We start from the raw sequence: 15,161 nt of genomic DNA, 5'->3' as shown, positions 1-15,161 counted from the left end.
GGTTCCTCCCTCAGGATGACGTAAGGACGCCGACGCGGGGCCGGTCGCCTGTTGTGGTGGTTGTCGCTGCGGTCGAGGCGCGGGCGACGAGTTCGGGTTTCACGACCTCGCAGGCCGTGTCGGAGGCCTCGGCCCCCGCATCGATCAGCCGAACCAGACGCGACAGCGCGCCCCGTCCCGTCTCGGCGATATGGATCTTCATGGTGGTCAGGCCGGGCCGGACCATCGAGGCGATGGGCACGTCGTCGAAGCCGACCAGCGCCACGTCGTCCGGCACGCGGAGCCCGGCTTCCTGCAGGGCCAGCATGGCGCCCACGGCCATCATGTCATTGCCGGCGAAGATGGCGTCGGGACGATCCTGCCGTCGGGCCAGATCGGCGCAGGCGTCGTGGCCCGCGCCCTGGGTGAAGTCGCCTTCGACCACCGTGGTCGGCAGACCGGCCTTGGCCATGGCGTCCAGATAGCCGCCCAGCCGCGCCTCGGCCTCCAGGTTGCCTGTGGGACCGGAGATGTGCGCGATGCGGCGACGCCCGACGGCGATCAGATGCTCAACCGCCTGAACCGCGCCGCCGTGGTTGTCGACAACGACCGAGGGCCGGTCGCCTGCCGCGCCGCCGTTCATCAGCAGCACCGGCGTCCGCCCCGCGAGGCTGGACGCCAGATTGGCTGCGTCCAGGTGCGGCGACAGCACGATCAGGCCATCGACCCGACCGCGCATCGAACGGATCGCCGCAGAGGCTTCCTCGGCGTCGTCGTGCGAGCTGGAAACGATCAGGTGATAGCCAGCCGCCCGAGCCGCGACGTCCATGCCTCGGATCAGCTCGGAGAAGAACTCGCCATACAGGTCCGGCAGGATGACGCCGATCGTCTGGGTCTTGCTGGTCGACAGGCTGCGTGCGCCGGAGTGGGGCACATACTTCAGCGCCTCGACCGCCTCCATGACCTTCAGCCGGGTCGCTTCAGTGACCGCGCCGGCGCCCGTCAGCACACGCGATACGGACGCGACGGATACCGCCGCGCGCTCCGCCACATCGCGGATCGTTGCCGCCTTCATGCGGCGTGACTCGTGCTGAAGGCGATCCTGAGCGGCGCCAAATCCATCCTCCCAAGCGGTCGTTCCGATCCCGGCCCGCTTTGCATGGGTCCGTTCGTGAATTCCGTGTAACCGATTACATGGCACACTAGCCATCGACGCCGCAAGTGCCCTAGTTTGGACATACGGAGGTTGTGTCGAGGCTGACACGCCGTTACGCACGGCCTCCGGCATCGCCGACCAGTCGATTTACCCGCTCGCCAAGGCCTTTACAGATGACCGCAGATTCCACCGGCAAGTATCGGTTTCCGGACGGCTTTCTGTGGGGTGCGGCCACCGCGGCCTATCAGATCGAAGGCTCGTCCATGGCCGACGGCGCGGGCGCCTCGATCTGGGACCGTTTCAGCCACACTCCCGGAAAGATGGTCAACGGCGACACCGGCGACGTGGCCTGCGACCACTACAATCGCTGGCAGGAAGACATCGATCTGATGGCCCGCCTGAACCTCCAGGCCTACCGATTCTCGGTCAGCTGGAGCCGGGTGATTCCCGAGGGGCGCGGCGCGATCAATCCCAAGGGTCTCGACTTCTACGACAAGCTGGTCGACGGCCTGTTGGAGGAGGGCATCGAGCCGCTCTGCACCCTCTACCACTGGGATCTGCCGGCGGCGCTGGACGATCGTGGCGGCTGGCTGAACCCCGACATCGCCGACTGGTTCGCCGACTACGGTCAGGTTCTGTTCGAAAAGTTCAAGGGCCGGGTTAAGACCTGGGGCACGATCAACGAGCCGTGGGTCATCGTCGACGGCGGCTATCTGCACGGCGCGCTGGCGCCCGGGCACAACTCGGCCTTCGAGGCGATGATCGCCGGCCACAACGTCCTGCGGGCCCACGGCGCCGCCGTCCGCCGCTTCCGCAAGGTCGGCGAGGGCCAGATCGGCATCGTTCTGAACATCGAACCCAAATATCCGGCCAGCGACCGGCCGGAGGACGAGGCCGCCCGCCGTCGCGCCGACGCCCAGATGAACCGCTGGTTCCTCGATCCCTTGATGGGGCGCGGCTACCCGGCCGAACTGCGCGAGGTTTACGGCGAGGCCTATCAGGACTTCCCGCAGGAAGACTTCGACCTGATCGCCACGCCGACCGACTGGATGGGCCTGAACTGGTACACCCGCGCGGTGCCGGAGAACGCGCCTGACGCCTGGCCGACGCGTTCGCGCCCGGTCAAGCAGACCCAGCACGCCCACACCGAGACCGGCTGGGAGGTCTATCCCCCCGCCCTCACCGACACCCTCGTCTGGATGCATGAGCAGACCAACAGTCTGCCGCTGATGATCACCGAGAATGGCTCGGCCTGGTACGACCCGCCCCACGCCATCGACGGCCGCATCCACGATCCGATGCGCGTCGACTATCTGAAGAACCACCTGAAGGCGGCGCACGACGCCATCGGCAAGGGCGTCGACCTGCGCGGCTACATGGCCTGGTCGCTGCTGGATAATCTTGAATGGTCGCTGGGCTTCTCCAAGCGGTTCGGCATCGTCCACGTGAACTACGTCACGCAGGAGCGGACGCCGAAGGACTCAGGGCTGCTCTACGCCGAGATCATCAAGAGCCACGGCGCGCTGCTGGACACCCTCTAGACCCTACCTCCGCTGTGGCGGCGTCCCCGCTTCCCCGGCCGAGGGCTCGACGGCGCCCTCGCGCACGGCCTTGTCGTAAAGCCGTTCGATCAGGTCCAGCCGTTCGGTGTTCGGCACGGCCCGGATGGCCGGTCCGTCATTGGTGAACTCCAGAAGCTGGTCCACCTCGCCCCGCAGGTCAGGCCAGCGCAGCCGCCCCTCCCCGTTCGGGTCGCCGAATTTCGCGAACTCGGTCCAGTAGCCTGCCATCTGTGTCGCCACCTGCTGGTCGCGCGGAAAGTCCCAGCGGACGCTGTACAGGGTGTCGAAGACATAGGGCCGCTCGGACGCATGGGTGGCGCCCTCATGCGGCTCGTTGTTACCCTCGGACACCACGTCGAAACGGTAGAGGTAGGTGGGGTGACCATTGCGGGCGTGCGTGCGCGCCAGATGCCGCGCCGGCTCGTTAAAGATGACGTCGCTGATGATGTGGGCGTCGTAGGTTTCCGGCCCGCCATATCCCTGCATCAGCTCCGCGATCTGGGCCTCGGTCAGCGCGTCGTCGAAGCGGGCGTAGGGAGTGTCATCGCCCGGCTTGATCCACCAGAACTCGGCGCTGTTGGTGCCGATAATCAGCGGCACGGGCGCTTCCTCTCCGGCCTCGAAGGCCGTGACGATGTCGTGCTGGATGATGATCCCGTCATTGATCACCAGATCGCCGCCATAGATACTGGGCGCGGGCCGCATCAGCCTGTCCGCGGCCACCGCACGCAAGGCCTCAGCCGTCGGCTGCACGCCCGCGTCCCGGGCCCATTCCGCCCCGCGCACCCGCGTCGACCGCAGGCTCTCGCCCTCGGCCTCGGCCAGCACCACGCCCTGCTGGCGACCCAGCCCGGACTGCACGATCGCCTTGGAGAACAGCCCGCGCGCTTTGGGCGACACCATCAGCTGCGTCACCGCCACCCCGCCGGCCGACTCGCCGAAGATCGTCACCTGCTCCGGATCGCCGCCGAACACGGCGATGTTCTCGCGCACCCATTCCAGCGCCGCGATCATGTCCATCAGGCCGTAGTTGCCGGCCGGCTCGCCCGCCGGCCGTTCGGCCGCCAGCGCCGGGTGATCGAAGAAGCCCAGCCGCCCCAGCCGATAATTCAGGGTGACCAGCACCACATCCCGCCGCGCGAGGTTCGCCCCGTCGTATAGCCGCGCCGTACCCGAGCCGTTGTTGTAACCGCCGCCGTGGATCCAGACCATGACCGGCAACGGTCCCGCCCGCTCGGTCGGCGTCCAGACGTTGAGGTTCAGACAGTCCTCGCTCATGGGCAGCGGGCCGACGCCCGGATCGCCGGGCTGATAGGGCTGCACGCACATCGCCCCGACCTCGCCCGCGTCGCGGGGCAGGCGCCACGGCTGCACCGGCTGGGGCGGCCGCCAGCGCATCGCCCCGGTGGGCGGCGCGGCATAGGGCAGGTCCTTGAAGCTGTCGACGCCGTCCAGCGTCCGGCCGATCAGTTGTCCCGCATCGATCCGGACGAGGGGAAACGCCTTGGCGGCCGCCGCAGGGGCCATCATGACAAAGGCGACGAGGAACAGGGACTTCAGCTTCATGGCCGCCAGTCTAGCCGCGTGACCGGCCCGCGCTCAAATCGTTCCGGGCCATGCAACCGGTTTCCCGGTACAAGCGTTGCCGCAGGTCTGGGTTGGGGTGCGCGTTGAAGGAACTGTCGAAATCGGGTGACCTGAGGGTTGATCTGGCCGATGCGTTTGACGCGTCGCCGAACCCCTATGTCCTGCTGACGCCGGACCTGCGCATCGCCGGACTGAACCAGGCCTACCTCGACGCCACCGCCAGCACCCGAGAGACCACGATCGGCCGCGACCTCTTCGCTGCTTTCAACTCCGGCCCCGGCGAAGACGCGCCCGAGAACGTGCGTCAGGTGAAGGCCTCGCTGGAGCGCGCGCGGGACACGCGCCAGCGCGATCACCTCGCCATGGTCCGTTTCTCCATCGCCCGCGCCCAGACGGACGGCGCGACAGCCTTCGAGGATCGCGTCTGGAGCGCCACCCACACGCCCATTCTCGACGACGCGGGAGAGGTCGTCTTCCTGCTCCAGCACACTGTGGACATCACCGAACTGCAGCAGCTTCGGGAAAGCCGCAGGGGTGAAACGGACGAGCTGGACTCCATGGGCGGCGCGGTGCTCGGCCGGGCCCGAGCCGTGCAGGCCGACAACCAGCGCCTTTCGGACGAACGCAACCAGCTGACCGACATGTTCATGCAGGCTCCCGGCTTCGTCACCCTGCTGACCGGCCCGACCCATATCTTCCAGATGCACAATGCGGCCTACGCCCAGCTGATCGGCCACCGCGACATCGCCGGCAAGCCGATCCGGGACGCCCTGCCCGAGCTGGCGGGTCAGGGCTATTACGAGTTCCTCGACAACGTCTACACCACCGGCGAGCCGTATGAGGGCCGCGCCAGCAGGGTCCAGTTGCAGCGGACGCCCGATGCGCCGCTGGAAACCGTCTATCTGGACTTCATCTGCCAACCGATCCGCGACGCGGCCGGTGCGGTTACAGGTATTTTCGTCCAGGGCCACGACGTCACCAACAATGTGGTCGCCGCCGAACGTCAGAAGCTGATGATCGATGAGCTGAACCACCGCGTGAAAAACACCCTCGCGACGGTCCAGTCGATCGCCATGCAGACCGCGCGCTCACACGACGACCCGCGCACCTTCGCGGAGAGCTTTCAGGCCCGCCTGCTGGCCCTGTCCCACACCCATGATCTTCTGACCCGCAGCCACTGGGAAGGCGCCCTGCTGCTCGACATCCTGCAGCACGAGACCGACGCCCACGGCGCGCATCGGGTCACGCTCAACGGCCCCCGGATTGAGCTGGAGCCGGCCGCTGCCTTGTCGCTGGGCATGATCTTCCACGAACTGGCCACCAACGCCGCCAAATACGGCGCGCTCAGCGCGCCGGACGGCCGGGTGATGGTTGACTGGTCCGTCGCCGACCTGACCGACCGCCGCCTGACCGTGTCATGGCACGAGATCGATGGCCCGGTCGTCACGCCGCCGGAGCGCCGCGGTTTCGGCAGTCGACTGATCGAACGCAATGTTCGCCATGATCTGGCGGGCGATGTCGAACTGGACTACGCCCCACAGGGCTTCAGGGCGGAATTCTCCATTCCGCTGGATAGGGATCGCACCTCATGACCCAACCGCTGTCGGGCCGCCGCATTCTGGTGGTCGAGGATGAGTCCCTCGTCGCCATGCTGCTTGAGACCATCCTCGAGGACATGGAGTGCGTCCCGGTGGGCCCTGTGTCCAGCGTCGCGGACGCCCTGAAGACGGTCGACGAGGAGGACGCGCTGGACGCCGCCCTGCTCGACGTCAATGTCGCCGGCACCTACGTCTTCCCGGTCGCCGAGGCTCTGAAGGCGAAAGGCGTCCCGTTCGTCTTCTCCACCGGCTACGGCGAGGGCGGCCTGCCCGACGAATGGCGTGGCCAGCCGACGATCCAGAAGCCCTTCACCGAAGACACCGTCCGTCAGGCCCTGATGCAGGCCGTGGGCGTGGCCGAGGTCTAGCGCCCAAGGTCATTCAGGACCGCTCTGGCCGCATTGTGCCCCGGCGCCCCGGTCACCCCGCCGCCCGGGTGCGCGCCTGATCCGCACAGATAGAGCCCCGGCACGGGCATGCGATGATCCGCATGCCCCATCACGGGCCGCGCGCTGAACAGCTGGTCCAGCGTCAGGCGGCCATGGAAGATATCTCCGCCCACCAGCCCGAACCGCCGCTCCAGATCGCGCGGCCCCAGCGCCAGCCTGCCGACGACGGACGCCTTGAACCCGGGCGCATGCCGGTCGACCGTCTCGATCATCAGATCCGCCACCGCCTCGCGATGCTCGTCAGCCAGATCGGGCGACACATGCTGGCAGAACAGGCTGGCCACGTGCTGTCCGGCCGGCGCCAGATTGTCGTCCAGCGTGGACGGGATCAGCATCTCCACGATCGGCTCGCGCGACCACCCGTCCAGCCGTGCGCTGGCATGGGCGCGGTCCATGTAGGCGAGCGACGGCGCGATGATGATGCCCGCCGTCAGGTGATCCCCCTGCCCCGGCAAGGCGATGAAGTTCGGCAGTTCCGACAGCGCCACATTCATCCGAAATGTGCCGGACCCCGACTGGTAGTTCCCGATCCGCTCGCGGAAGTCAGCGGGGACCACGGCATCATCCACCAGCTGGTCGAACAGCAGCCGCGGATGCAGGTTCGATACGACCGCCCGCGCCCGCACCACATCGCCCGCTTCCGTCACCGCCCCGACGGCCCGCCCTTTCTCTGTCAGCACTTCGGCCACCGGCGTATCCAGCCGAAGCTCGACGCCCTGTTCGGCGCACGCCGCCGCCATCGCCTGCGTGATCGCTCCCATGCCGCCGACGGCGTGGCCCCAGACGCCCTTCTTCCCGTTCACCTCTCCGAACACATGGTGCAGCAGCACATAGGCCGACCCCGGCGTGTACGGACTGCCGTAGTTGCCCACGATGCTGTCGAAACCGAACAGCGCCTTGATCGGGTCACTCTCGAACCAGCCGTCCAGCCAGTCCCCCGCCGACTTGGCGAACAGGTCCAGCAGATCGCGCCGCCCCTGCGTATCCAGCCCCGCCGCCTGCCGTCCCAGCGACGCGCCCTTAAGCAGCTCCGGCAGCATGGCCGTCCATCCGCCCTCGACCACGTTCGGCGGCGCCTTCAGGATCCAGTCTCGCAGCACCCCCGCCACGACCTCCAGTCGCCTCTCGTACTCCGGCAGCCGTTCCGCATCCCGCGCCGAGAACTTCGCCACCTCTCCCTGCGTCCGCCTCTCGCCGGCCAGCAGATATCGGCCGTCGTCGAATGGCAGGAAGTTGGAGACCTTCCGCTCGACCACCTTCAGCCCGTGACGGGCCAGATCCATGTCGGCGATGACTTTCGGGTTCAGCAGGCTGACGGTGTAGCTCGCGGTCGAGTTGCGGAAGCCCGGGTGGAATTCCTCCGTCACCGCCGCCCCGCCGACCACATGCCGCCGCTCCAGCACGGTCACCTTCAGCCCGGCCCGCGCCAGATAGAAGGCGCACACCAGCCCGTTGTGGCCCCCGCCGAGGATGACGACGTCGCTTTCGCTCTGGCTCATGCAGGCTCGCGCTCCGGCCGGTGCACGATCGACACCAGTACGATGGATATGATCATCAGCAGGTACCACGCCCCCAGCTTGTGGATCGAGACCATCGCCCATCCGTCCTCTTGTCCCGGATAGCTCCACGCCCGTCCAAAGGTCGCCAAGTTCTCCGCTAACCAGATGAACAGCGCCACCAGACCAAACCCGAGTAACAGCGGCATCCGCCGCCCCACCCGATCCGCTGTGAAATAGAACGACCCTCGTCCGAACAGCACGAACGTCGCAGCGAACAGCGCCAACCGCACATCCGGCGTCCAGTGATGGGCGAAGAAGTTGACGTAGATCGCCGCTGCCAGCACCCACGTCGTCCACATCGGCGGATACTGGCGAACCCGGATATGAAAGATCCGCTGCACCCGAGCGATGTGGCTGCCCACCGCCGCATACATGAACCCCGAAAACAGCGGCACGGCGCCGATCCGCAACAGGCTCTCCTCGGGATAGAGCCACGACCCGTGCGCGGTCTTGAAAAGCTCCATCACCGTACCCGCGACGTGGGACAGGAAGATGACCCGCGCCTCCTCCCAACTCTCCAGTCTGAACAGCAGCATGCCGGCCTGTATCGCCAGCGCCCCGACCACCAGAAAGTCGTAGCGGGAGATCGGCGCGCCCTCGGGCCAGAACAGGAATGTTCCGACGATCAGGGCCAGCAGCAGTCCGCCGAACAGGCAGGCCCATCCCTGCTTCAGCCCGAACCACAACAGCTCGAACGCCCGCCCGCGCAGCCACGAGCGATCCGCCCACGCCTGCGCATCGGTCAGCCAGCGACGCCCCCAGGCTTCAAGCGGCAAACGGCGGGATTCGGTCATCGGGCCAGACTAGCGGCGCCGCCCGATCGGGCTCGTGGAGATTTCATGCAGACCGGGATGCTTCATCACACCGCAAGCGGACCCCGCGACAGCCGGCGTCCGGGATGTTACTGGCGTCCCGATGCTGAAGGCCGTTCGCGACATGATCCGGCGACTGGGCTTCGTCGGCGGCGTGCTGCTGACGTTGGCCTTCGCCGCGCCTGCGTTCGCGGCCCACGTCTGTGCCGACGAGTTGTCCCCGCCCGTGGCCGAAGCCGCCGTGGATGCGCCGGCCAGTCCGGACCAGCCCTGCCCGGATTGCGGGCCCGCCTGCGCCAACGGCTGCTGTCACGCGCCGCACTCCGCGACCGCGCCTGAAACTCTGGTCGCGCCGAAGCCGCCGCTGTTCGCCACGCCTGTCCATTGGGTGGATGTCCTGGGCCACGCCCTTGATGCGCCCGCCGGGCCTGATCGACCTCCACGCCTCTGATCCTCGACCGGGTTCGCCCCGGTCCGTCCGGAACCTCGCGCGGCCCCACCGATCGCGCGTCCTGAACTGTGAGCCCGGCCGCGCGTCGGGCGAGGATCAAAGATGCAAATCCAGAGACATTGGCTGATGACCGGCGCCGCCGTCATCGCCGCCCTCGGCGTGGGCTTCGGCGCCGCCAGCGTGATGAACCGTCCTGCCCCCGGGACCGCCGCACATGCGGAGGAAGGGCATTCCGACGACGAAGCCGAGGGCGCGGTCGTCGCCCTGTCCCCCGCGCAAGCCGAACAGGCGGGCGTGACCGTCGTCGCCCTCCAGAGAGGCGGCGGAGCCGAGCTGAAGCTTCCCGGACGGGTCGACTTCGCCCCCGGCGCCGAGGCGGCCGTGGACGCGCCGCTGGCAGGGGCCGTGGCCCGCGTCCACGTGGGTCTGGGCGACCGGGTTTCCGCCGGTTCGCCGCTGGTCACCCTGCGCAGCCCCGACGGCGCTGCATCCCGCGCCACGGCTGACGCCGCACAGGCCGGCGCTGATGCGGCTCGTGCGGCCGAGCGTCGGGACCGCACCCTGTTCGAACAGGGCTGGGTCTCCCGGGCGCGGCTGGACGTCACCGCCGCCGAAGCCCGTCGGGCCGAGGCCGAGCTCCGCGCCGCCCGCGCCCGCGTCGGGGCCTATGGCGCGCCCGGCAGCGACGGCCTGACCGTCGTGCGCAGTCCCATCGCCGGCGTCGTCACCCGTCTGAGCGCCGCGCCCGGACAGGTGCTGCATGAGGAGGCGCTTCAGGTCGCCGCCGTTGCCGATCCACGCCGCGTCGAACTGGTATTCGAGGCCCCGCCGTCAGCGGCGGCCCTGCTGCGCGTCGGCGATCGGCTGGAAAGCACCCTTGCGGGGTCCAGCGCCGTGTCCGGCGTGGTCATCGCGATCGCCCCCGCTAACGCCGCCGGCGTGGTCATCGTCCGCGCCCGCCCCGATGGCGCTGTTCCTCCCGCCGGCTCTGTCCTGTCGGCGCGGATATCGGCCGGCGCCGGAACCGGCGCATTTGTCGTCCCGCTGGACGCCGTCCAGACGATCGAGGGCGTGTCCTCCGTCTTCGTCGTCGAGGGTGACGGCTTCCGCGCCCGTCCGGTCGTCACCGGCCGCACTTCGGACGGCCGGATCGAGATCGTCTCCGGCCTGACCGGCAGCGAACGCATCGCCGGCCCCGGCGCCTTCCTGCTCAAGGCCGAACTGGCCAAGGGCGAGGCGGAGCACGGACACTGATCATGCTCGACCGCATCATCGACGCCTCCGTGCGTTTCCGCTGGCTGGTCGTCGGACTGGCCGTCGTTCTGGCCATCCTCGGCGGACGCGAGCTCCTGCGTCTACCCATCGACGCCGTGCCGGACATCACAAACCGGCAGGTCCAGATCACCACCGTCGCCCCGGCTCTGGGGCCCGAGGAAGTCGAGCGGCAGGTCACCTTCCCGCTTGAGACCGAACTGGCCGGCCTGCCCGGCCTGATCGAGACCCGGTCCCTGTCCCGCCACGGCTTCTCCCAGATCACCGCCGTCTTCACCGACAGCACCGACATCTATTTCGCCCGGAATCTGGTCAACGAGCGCCTTCAGGCCGCCCGCGGGGACCTGCCTGAAGGCCTGGCGCCGTCGATGGGCCCGGTCGTCACCGGCCTTGGCGAGGTCTACATCTGGACGCTGGAGCTGACCGGCCCGGCCGCCCGCTCCGGCGTCCCCTACGTCACGCCCGAGGGCGAACGGCTGGTCTCCGATCAGGAGAAGGCGACCTACCTCCGCACCGTTCAGGACTGGATCGTCGCGCCCCAGCTCAAGACCGTGCCCGGCGTCGCCGGCGTCGACGTGCTGGGCGGCTATGTGAAGGAGTATGCGGTCCACCCCGATCCCGGCCGCCTTGCCGCCTACGGCGTCGGCCTCGTCCAGTTGGTCGAGGCGCTGGAGCACGCCAACCGCATCGCTGGCGCGGGCTACGTCAACCGCGCGGGCGAGGCCTACATCGTCCGCGCCGACGCCCGCCTGAAGAGCCTTGAGGACCTCGCCCAGACCCCGATCCTGAATCGTGGCGGTCAGGTCATCCGCGTTTCCGATGTCGCGACCGTCGAGATCGGCCGCGCGCCCCGCCTCGGCTCCGCCAGCGCTGATGGCCGTGAGACCGTGGTCGGCACCGCCCTGATGCTGCAGGGCGAGAACTCGCGTGAGGTCGCCCACCGCGTCGGCCAGAAGCTGGAGGCCATCCAGCCCAGCCTGCCGCCCGGCGTCCGGCTGCGACCCGAACTTGACCGCACCGATCTGGTCGAGGCCACCATCAGGACGGTCGAGCACAACCTCGCCCTCGGCGCCCTGCTGGTCATAGCCGTCCTGTTCTTCGCGTTGGGAAATGTCCGGGCGGCGGTCATCACGGCGCTGGTCATCCCGCTCAGCTTCCTGTTCGCGGCCTCGGCGATGAACCGCTTCGGCATCAGCGCCAATCTGCTCAGTCTGGGCGCGCTGGACTTCGGCCTGATCGTCGACGGGGCCGTGGTGGTGATCGAAAACACCCTGCGCCGCCTCGGCCTCCGGCGGGAAGAGACGGGCCGCCCGCTGACCGTCGCAGAGCGCCTGTCTGTCGCCGCCGCCTCGGCGCGCGAAATGGCCCGACCCGCGGCCTTCGGTCAGGCCATCATCCTGCTGGTCTACGCCCCCCTGCTGATGTTCGAGGGCGTCGAGGGGAAGATGTTCGGCCCCATGGCCGCGACCGTCATGCTGGCTCTGCTCGCCGCCTTCGTCCTCAGCTTCACCTTCGTGCCAGCCATGGCCGCCCTGATCGTGAAGGAGCCGAAGGCGGATCACAAAGAGACCCGCCTGACCCGCGCCGCCAAGGGCCGCTATGCGCCTCTGCTGGCCCAAGCCATCGCACGCCCCCGCGCCATCCTGATCGGCGCCGGTGTCGCCCTTCTGGCCGGCGCGGTCGCCTTCGCCACCCTGGGCCGGGAGTTCGTGCCCCAGCTCGACGAGGGCGACGTGCTGGTTCAGGCGCTCCGCGTGCCGTCCACCTCGCTGGAGCAGAGTCAGGCGATGCAGTTCCGGGTCGAGACGACGCTGAAGGCCATGCCCGAGGTCGAGCGCGTCTTCACCCGCACCGGTACGGCCGAGGTGGCCTCGGACCCGATGCCGCCGTCGATTTCCGACACCTTCGTGATGCTGAAGGACCGCAAGCACTGGCCGGAGCCGGGTCTCGCCAAGGCGGAACTGGTCGGGCGGATGGAGCAACGACTCTCGACCCTGCTGGGCAACAACTACGAGTTCACCCAACCGATCGAGATGCGGTTCAACGAACTGATCGCCGGCGTCCGCTCGGACGTCGCGGTGATGATCTATGGCGACGACTTCGCCGCCATGACCCGCACGGCCCAACAGGTCGCCACGGTTCTGAACGGCATCGCGGGCGCCGCTGACGTCCGTGTCGAGCAGGTGTCCGGCCAGCCCACCATCACCGCCAGCGTCGACCGCACTGTCGCCGCCGCGCAGGGCGTCCACGCCTCCGACGCCGCCGACGCGCTGGCCATTGCGCTGGCCGGTCGCAGCGCCGGTCAGGTCAATGAGGGTGATCGCCGCTTCGACGTAGTGGTCCGGCTGGGCGACCAGTTCCGCAACGATCCCACGATCATGGAACAGCTGCCGGTCATGCCCGAGAACGCCGAGGCCGGAGCTCCCACCGTTCCCCTGTCCTCGCTGGCTCGCTTCGACGTCGCCGAGGGCCCCAACCAGATCAGCCGCTCGGACGGCAAGCGCCGCATGATCGTTCAGGCCAACGTCCGTGGGCGGGATTTGGGCGGCTTCGTCACGGAGGCGCAGCGAAAGGTGGCTGATCAGGTCCAGCCTCCCCCCTCCGGCTGGATTGACTGGGGCGGTCAGTTCGAGAACCTGCAGCGCGCATCGGCCCGCCTCGGTCTTATCGTGCCGATCGTCTTCCTGACCATCGGCGGCCTGCTGGTTCTGGCGCTGAGGTCGTGGAAGGACGCGGCGCTGGTGTTCGCGGGCGTGCCTCTGGCGCTGGTGGGCGGGGCCTTGGCGCTGGCTGCGCGAGGCATGCCTTTGTCGATCTCGGCGGCGGTCGGCTTCATCGCCGTCTCCGGCGTCGCCACCCTGAACGGCCTCGTTCTGATGCAGGCGATCCGCGAGCGTACGGACGCTGGCGTGGCGCCTCCGGAGGCCGCCCTGCAAGGCGCGGTGTCCCGGCTGCGCGCCATCATGACCACGGCGCTGGTCGCGGTGCTCGGCTTCGTGCCCATGGCCTTCGCCTATGGCGCGGGGGCGGAAGTCCAGAAGCCGCTGGCCACGGTGGTCATCGGCGGGCTGACCACCGCGACCCTGCTGACGCTGTTCGTGCTGCCGGTGCTAACCAGCCTCGTGGGACGGGCCCGGTCTGTCTGACGTCAGCCTCGCCCGCGATAGGTCGGCACGCCCTGATCGGGCAGCCACAGGCCTTCGGGGGCGGGGCCCGTCTGCCAGAAGACGTCGATCGGGATGCCGCCGCGCGGATACCAGTACCCGCCGATCCGCAACCACTTCGGCGCCAGCAGCTCGGCCAGACGCTTGCCGATGGCCACGGTGCAGTCCTCATGGAAGGCGCCGTGGTTGCGGAAGCTGGTCAGGTACAGCTTCAGCGACTTGGACTCGACCAGCCACTCGCCCGGTGCATAGTCGATGACGATGTGGGCGAAGTCGGGCTGGCCCGTCACGGGGCAAAGACTGGTGAATTCCGGCGCCGTGAACCGGGCCAGATAAAGGGTGTCCGCGTGCGGGTTCGGCACCCGCTCCAGCACGGCGGTCTCGGGGCTGGTCGGAGCGGCGGTCATTTGGCCTAGCTGGTGCAGGCCGGAAACATCAGTGGTCATCCGCGCGATTTAGCGCCGATGAGCGGCGACGTCACGCGGGAGGATTTGCCTTCCCCATCGTCACCCCGCTATCCGTAGCGAAAGACAACGCGGGGAGACGACCATGGCCATTCCGGCTTCGCTGAAGAAGGGGCTCAAGCTGCCGGTGATCGCGGCGCCGATGTTCCTCGTCTCCGGTCCTGATCTGGTCGTTGAGACCTGCAACGCCGGCATGATCGGGACCTTCCCGTCCCTGAACCAGCGCACCACCGAGGGCTATCGGGAGTGGCTGCACGACATCAAGTCGCGCCTGACGCCTGAGGCCGCCGGATACGGCGTCAACCACATCGTCCACCCGACCAACGCCCGCCTGATGGCGGACCTCGAGGTCACGGTGGCCGAGCAGGTCCCGCTGGTCATCACCTCGCTGGGTGCGGTGCGCGATCTGGTTGACGCAGTGCACGGCTACGGTGGCGTGGTCTTCCACGACATCGCCAACGTGCGCCACGCGAAGAAGGCGGCGCAGGCCGGCGTGGACGGACTGATCCTCGTCGCGAACGGCGCGGGTGGCCATGCGGGCGTGGTCAATCCATTTGCGCTGGTGGAAGAGGTGCGCGGCTTCTTCGACGGGACCATCATCCTGTCCGGCTGCCTGTCCACCGGCCGCGACGTCGCCGCCGCCCTGACGATGGGCGCGGACTTCGCCTACATGGGCACCCGCTTCATCGCCACGACCGAGAGTGAGGCGCAGGGCCACTACAAGGAGATGATCGTCGAGGCCGGCTCGATGGACATCACCTACACCCCTGCCGTCTCGGGCATCCCCGCCAACTTCCTGACCCCCTCGCTGGTCGAGAACGGCATCGATCCCAAATCCCTGCCCGAGCACAAGCTGGACATGGGCGAGGAAGCCAAGGCGTGGAAGACTGTATGGTCGGCCGGTCAGGGCGCGGGCGCGATCCACGACGTTCTGCCCACCGGCGAGCTCGCCGCCCGCCTGAAGCAGGAATATCGCGACGCCACTCAACGCATGAACGCCCTGTCATGGGTTGATTGACTCCGATATCAAGGGTTGTACAACTTTAGCCAGGATCGGTTTGGGAGGTCGAAATGCGGCGTCTGTTGATGGTTCTGAGTGCTGGTGTTG

The 15,161-nt window shown here is 68.3% G+C and carries 12 protein-coding genes; 7 read left to right on the top strand and 5 right to left on the bottom strand.

The window, feature by feature from the left end; translation table 11 throughout:
* Positions 1–10: 10 nt before the first annotated feature.
* Complete coding sequence (locus tag ACIQC9_RS03615) at positions 11–1,054, bottom strand: LacI family DNA-binding transcriptional regulator (RefSeq protein ID WP_400612476.1); 1,044 nt, start codon at positions 1,052–1,054, stop codon at positions 11–13.
* Between the two features lie 254 nt (positions 1,055–1,308).
* On the opposite strand from ACIQC9_RS03615, the gene ACIQC9_RS03610 reads away from it, so the two are divergent.
* Positions 1,309–2,676 carry a GH1 family beta-glucosidase gene (locus tag ACIQC9_RS03610; RefSeq protein WP_400612474.1) on the top strand — a complete coding sequence of 456 codons (1,368 nt, stop codon included), beginning with the start codon at positions 1,309–1,311 and terminating at the stop codon, positions 2,674–2,676.
* Positions 2,677–2,679: 3 nt separating this feature from the next.
* Here ACIQC9_RS03610 and ACIQC9_RS03605 read toward each other — a convergent pair whose 3' ends face one another.
* Entirely contained in the window at positions 2,680–4,263 is a 1,584-nt protein-coding gene (locus ACIQC9_RS03605; protein WP_400612472.1) for a carboxylesterase/lipase family protein, read from the bottom strand.
* A gap of 104 nt (positions 4,264–4,367) precedes the next feature.
* On the opposite strand from ACIQC9_RS03605, the gene ACIQC9_RS03600 reads away from it, so the two are divergent.
* Both ACIQC9_RS03600 and ACIQC9_RS03595 read left to right on the top strand, forming a co-directional pair.
* On the top strand, positions 4,368–5,876 hold the full coding sequence (locus tag ACIQC9_RS03600; RefSeq protein ID WP_400612470.1) for a sensor histidine kinase: 1,509 nt from the start codon (positions 4,368–4,370) through the stop codon (positions 5,874–5,876).
* Positions 5,873–6,250 (top strand): response regulator, encoded by a 378-nt coding sequence (locus tag ACIQC9_RS03595; RefSeq protein WP_400612468.1) that lies wholly within the window; start codon positions 5,873–5,875, stop codon positions 6,248–6,250. Before ACIQC9_RS03600 ends, ACIQC9_RS03595 begins: the two co-directional genes overlap by 4 nt.
* Here ACIQC9_RS03595 and ACIQC9_RS03590 read toward each other — a convergent pair.
* Complete coding sequence (locus ACIQC9_RS03590; RefSeq protein WP_400612466.1) at positions 6,247–7,830, bottom strand: phytoene desaturase family protein; 1,584 nt, start codon at positions 7,828–7,830, stop codon at positions 6,247–6,249. The two genes, ACIQC9_RS03595 and ACIQC9_RS03590, sit on opposite strands and share 4 nt — an antisense overlap.
* Positions 7,827–8,684 (bottom strand): DUF817 domain-containing protein, encoded by an 858-nt coding sequence (locus ACIQC9_RS03585; protein WP_400612463.1) that lies wholly within the window; start codon positions 8,682–8,684, stop codon positions 7,827–7,829. The genes ACIQC9_RS03590 and ACIQC9_RS03585 overlap by 4 nt, the downstream gene beginning before the upstream one ends.
* Positions 8,685–8,805: 121 nt before the next feature.
* On the opposite strand from ACIQC9_RS03585, the gene ACIQC9_RS03580 reads away from it, so the two are divergent.
* The 3 genes from ACIQC9_RS03580 (at position 8,806) to ACIQC9_RS03570 (ending at position 13,571) form a co-directional block, all read left to right on the top strand.
* Positions 8,806–9,153 carry a hypothetical protein gene (locus ACIQC9_RS03580; RefSeq protein WP_400612461.1) on the top strand — a complete coding sequence of 116 codons (348 nt, stop codon included), beginning with the start codon at positions 8,806–8,808 and terminating at the stop codon, positions 9,151–9,153.
* A 102-nt stretch (positions 9,154–9,255) separates the two neighbouring features.
* Complete coding sequence (locus tag ACIQC9_RS03575; protein WP_400612458.1) at positions 9,256–10,407, top strand: efflux RND transporter periplasmic adaptor subunit; 1,152 nt, start codon at positions 9,256–9,258, stop codon at positions 10,405–10,407.
* Between the two features lie 2 nt (positions 10,408–10,409).
* Positions 10,410–13,571: an efflux RND transporter permease subunit gene (locus ACIQC9_RS03570; RefSeq protein WP_400612456.1), complete on the top strand. Its 3,162-nt coding sequence runs from the start codon at positions 10,410–10,412 to the stop codon at positions 13,569–13,571.
* Between the two features lie 2 nt (positions 13,572–13,573).
* Here ACIQC9_RS03570 and queF read toward each other — a convergent pair whose 3' ends face one another.
* A complete protein-coding gene (queF, locus tag ACIQC9_RS03565; protein ID WP_400612454.1) occupies positions 13,574–14,035 on the bottom strand; it encodes a preQ(1) synthase in 462 nt (153 codons plus the stop codon).
* A 103-nt stretch (positions 14,036–14,138) separates the two neighbouring features.
* On the opposite strand from queF, the gene ACIQC9_RS03560 reads away from it, so the two are divergent.
* Positions 14,139–15,071: an NAD(P)H-dependent flavin oxidoreductase gene (locus ACIQC9_RS03560; protein ID WP_400612452.1), complete on the top strand. Its 933-nt coding sequence runs from the start codon at positions 14,139–14,141 to the stop codon at positions 15,069–15,071.
* The last annotated feature ends 90 nt before the right edge of the window (positions 15,072–15,161 follow it).

This window comes from Brevundimonas sp. NPDC092305, assembly GCF_044755415.1.
GTDB lineage: Bacteria > Pseudomonadota > Alphaproteobacteria > Caulobacterales > Caulobacteraceae > Brevundimonas.
The sequence above is the reverse complement of the archived record's forward strand: the minus strand, read 5'-3'. Positions and strand labels throughout refer to the sequence as shown.

Bases quoted from the DNA above. Each gene is read 5' to 3' on its own strand.
- ACIQC9_RS03615 (WP_400612476.1), bottom strand. From the start codon at position 1,054: ATGAAGGCGGCAACGATCCGCGATGTGGCGGAGCGCGCGGCGGTATCC.
- ACIQC9_RS03610 (WP_400612474.1), top strand. From the start codon at position 1,309: ATGACCGCAGATTCCACCGGCAAGTATCGGTTTCCGGACGGCTTTCTG.
- ACIQC9_RS03605 (WP_400612472.1), bottom strand. From the start codon at position 4,263: ATGAAGCTGAAGTCCCTGTTCCTCGTCGCCTTTGTCATGATGGCCCCT.
- ACIQC9_RS03595 (WP_400612468.1), top strand. From the start codon at position 5,873: ATGACCCAACCGCTGTCGGGCCGCCGCATTCTGGTGGTCGAGGATGAG.
- ACIQC9_RS03590 (WP_400612466.1), bottom strand. From the start codon at position 7,830: ATGAGCCAGAGCGAAAGCGACGTCGTCATCCTCGGCGGGGGCCACAAC.
- ACIQC9_RS03585 (WP_400612463.1), bottom strand. From the start codon at position 8,684: ATGACCGAATCCCGCCGTTTGCCGCTTGAAGCCTGGGGGCGTCGCTGG.
- ACIQC9_RS03580 (WP_400612461.1), top strand. From the start codon at position 8,806: ATGCTGAAGGCCGTTCGCGACATGATCCGGCGACTGGGCTTCGTCGGC.
- ACIQC9_RS03575 (WP_400612458.1), top strand. From the start codon at position 9,256: ATGCAAATCCAGAGACATTGGCTGATGACCGGCGCCGCCGTCATCGCC.
- ACIQC9_RS03570 (WP_400612456.1), top strand. From the start codon at position 10,410: ATGCTCGACCGCATCATCGACGCCTCCGTGCGTTTCCGCTGGCTGGTC.
- queF (WP_400612454.1), bottom strand. From the start codon at position 14,035: ATGACCACTGATGTTTCCGGCCTGCACCAGCTAGGCCAAATGACCGCC.
- ACIQC9_RS03560 (WP_400612452.1), top strand. From the start codon at position 14,139: ATGGCCATTCCGGCTTCGCTGAAGAAGGGGCTCAAGCTGCCGGTGATC.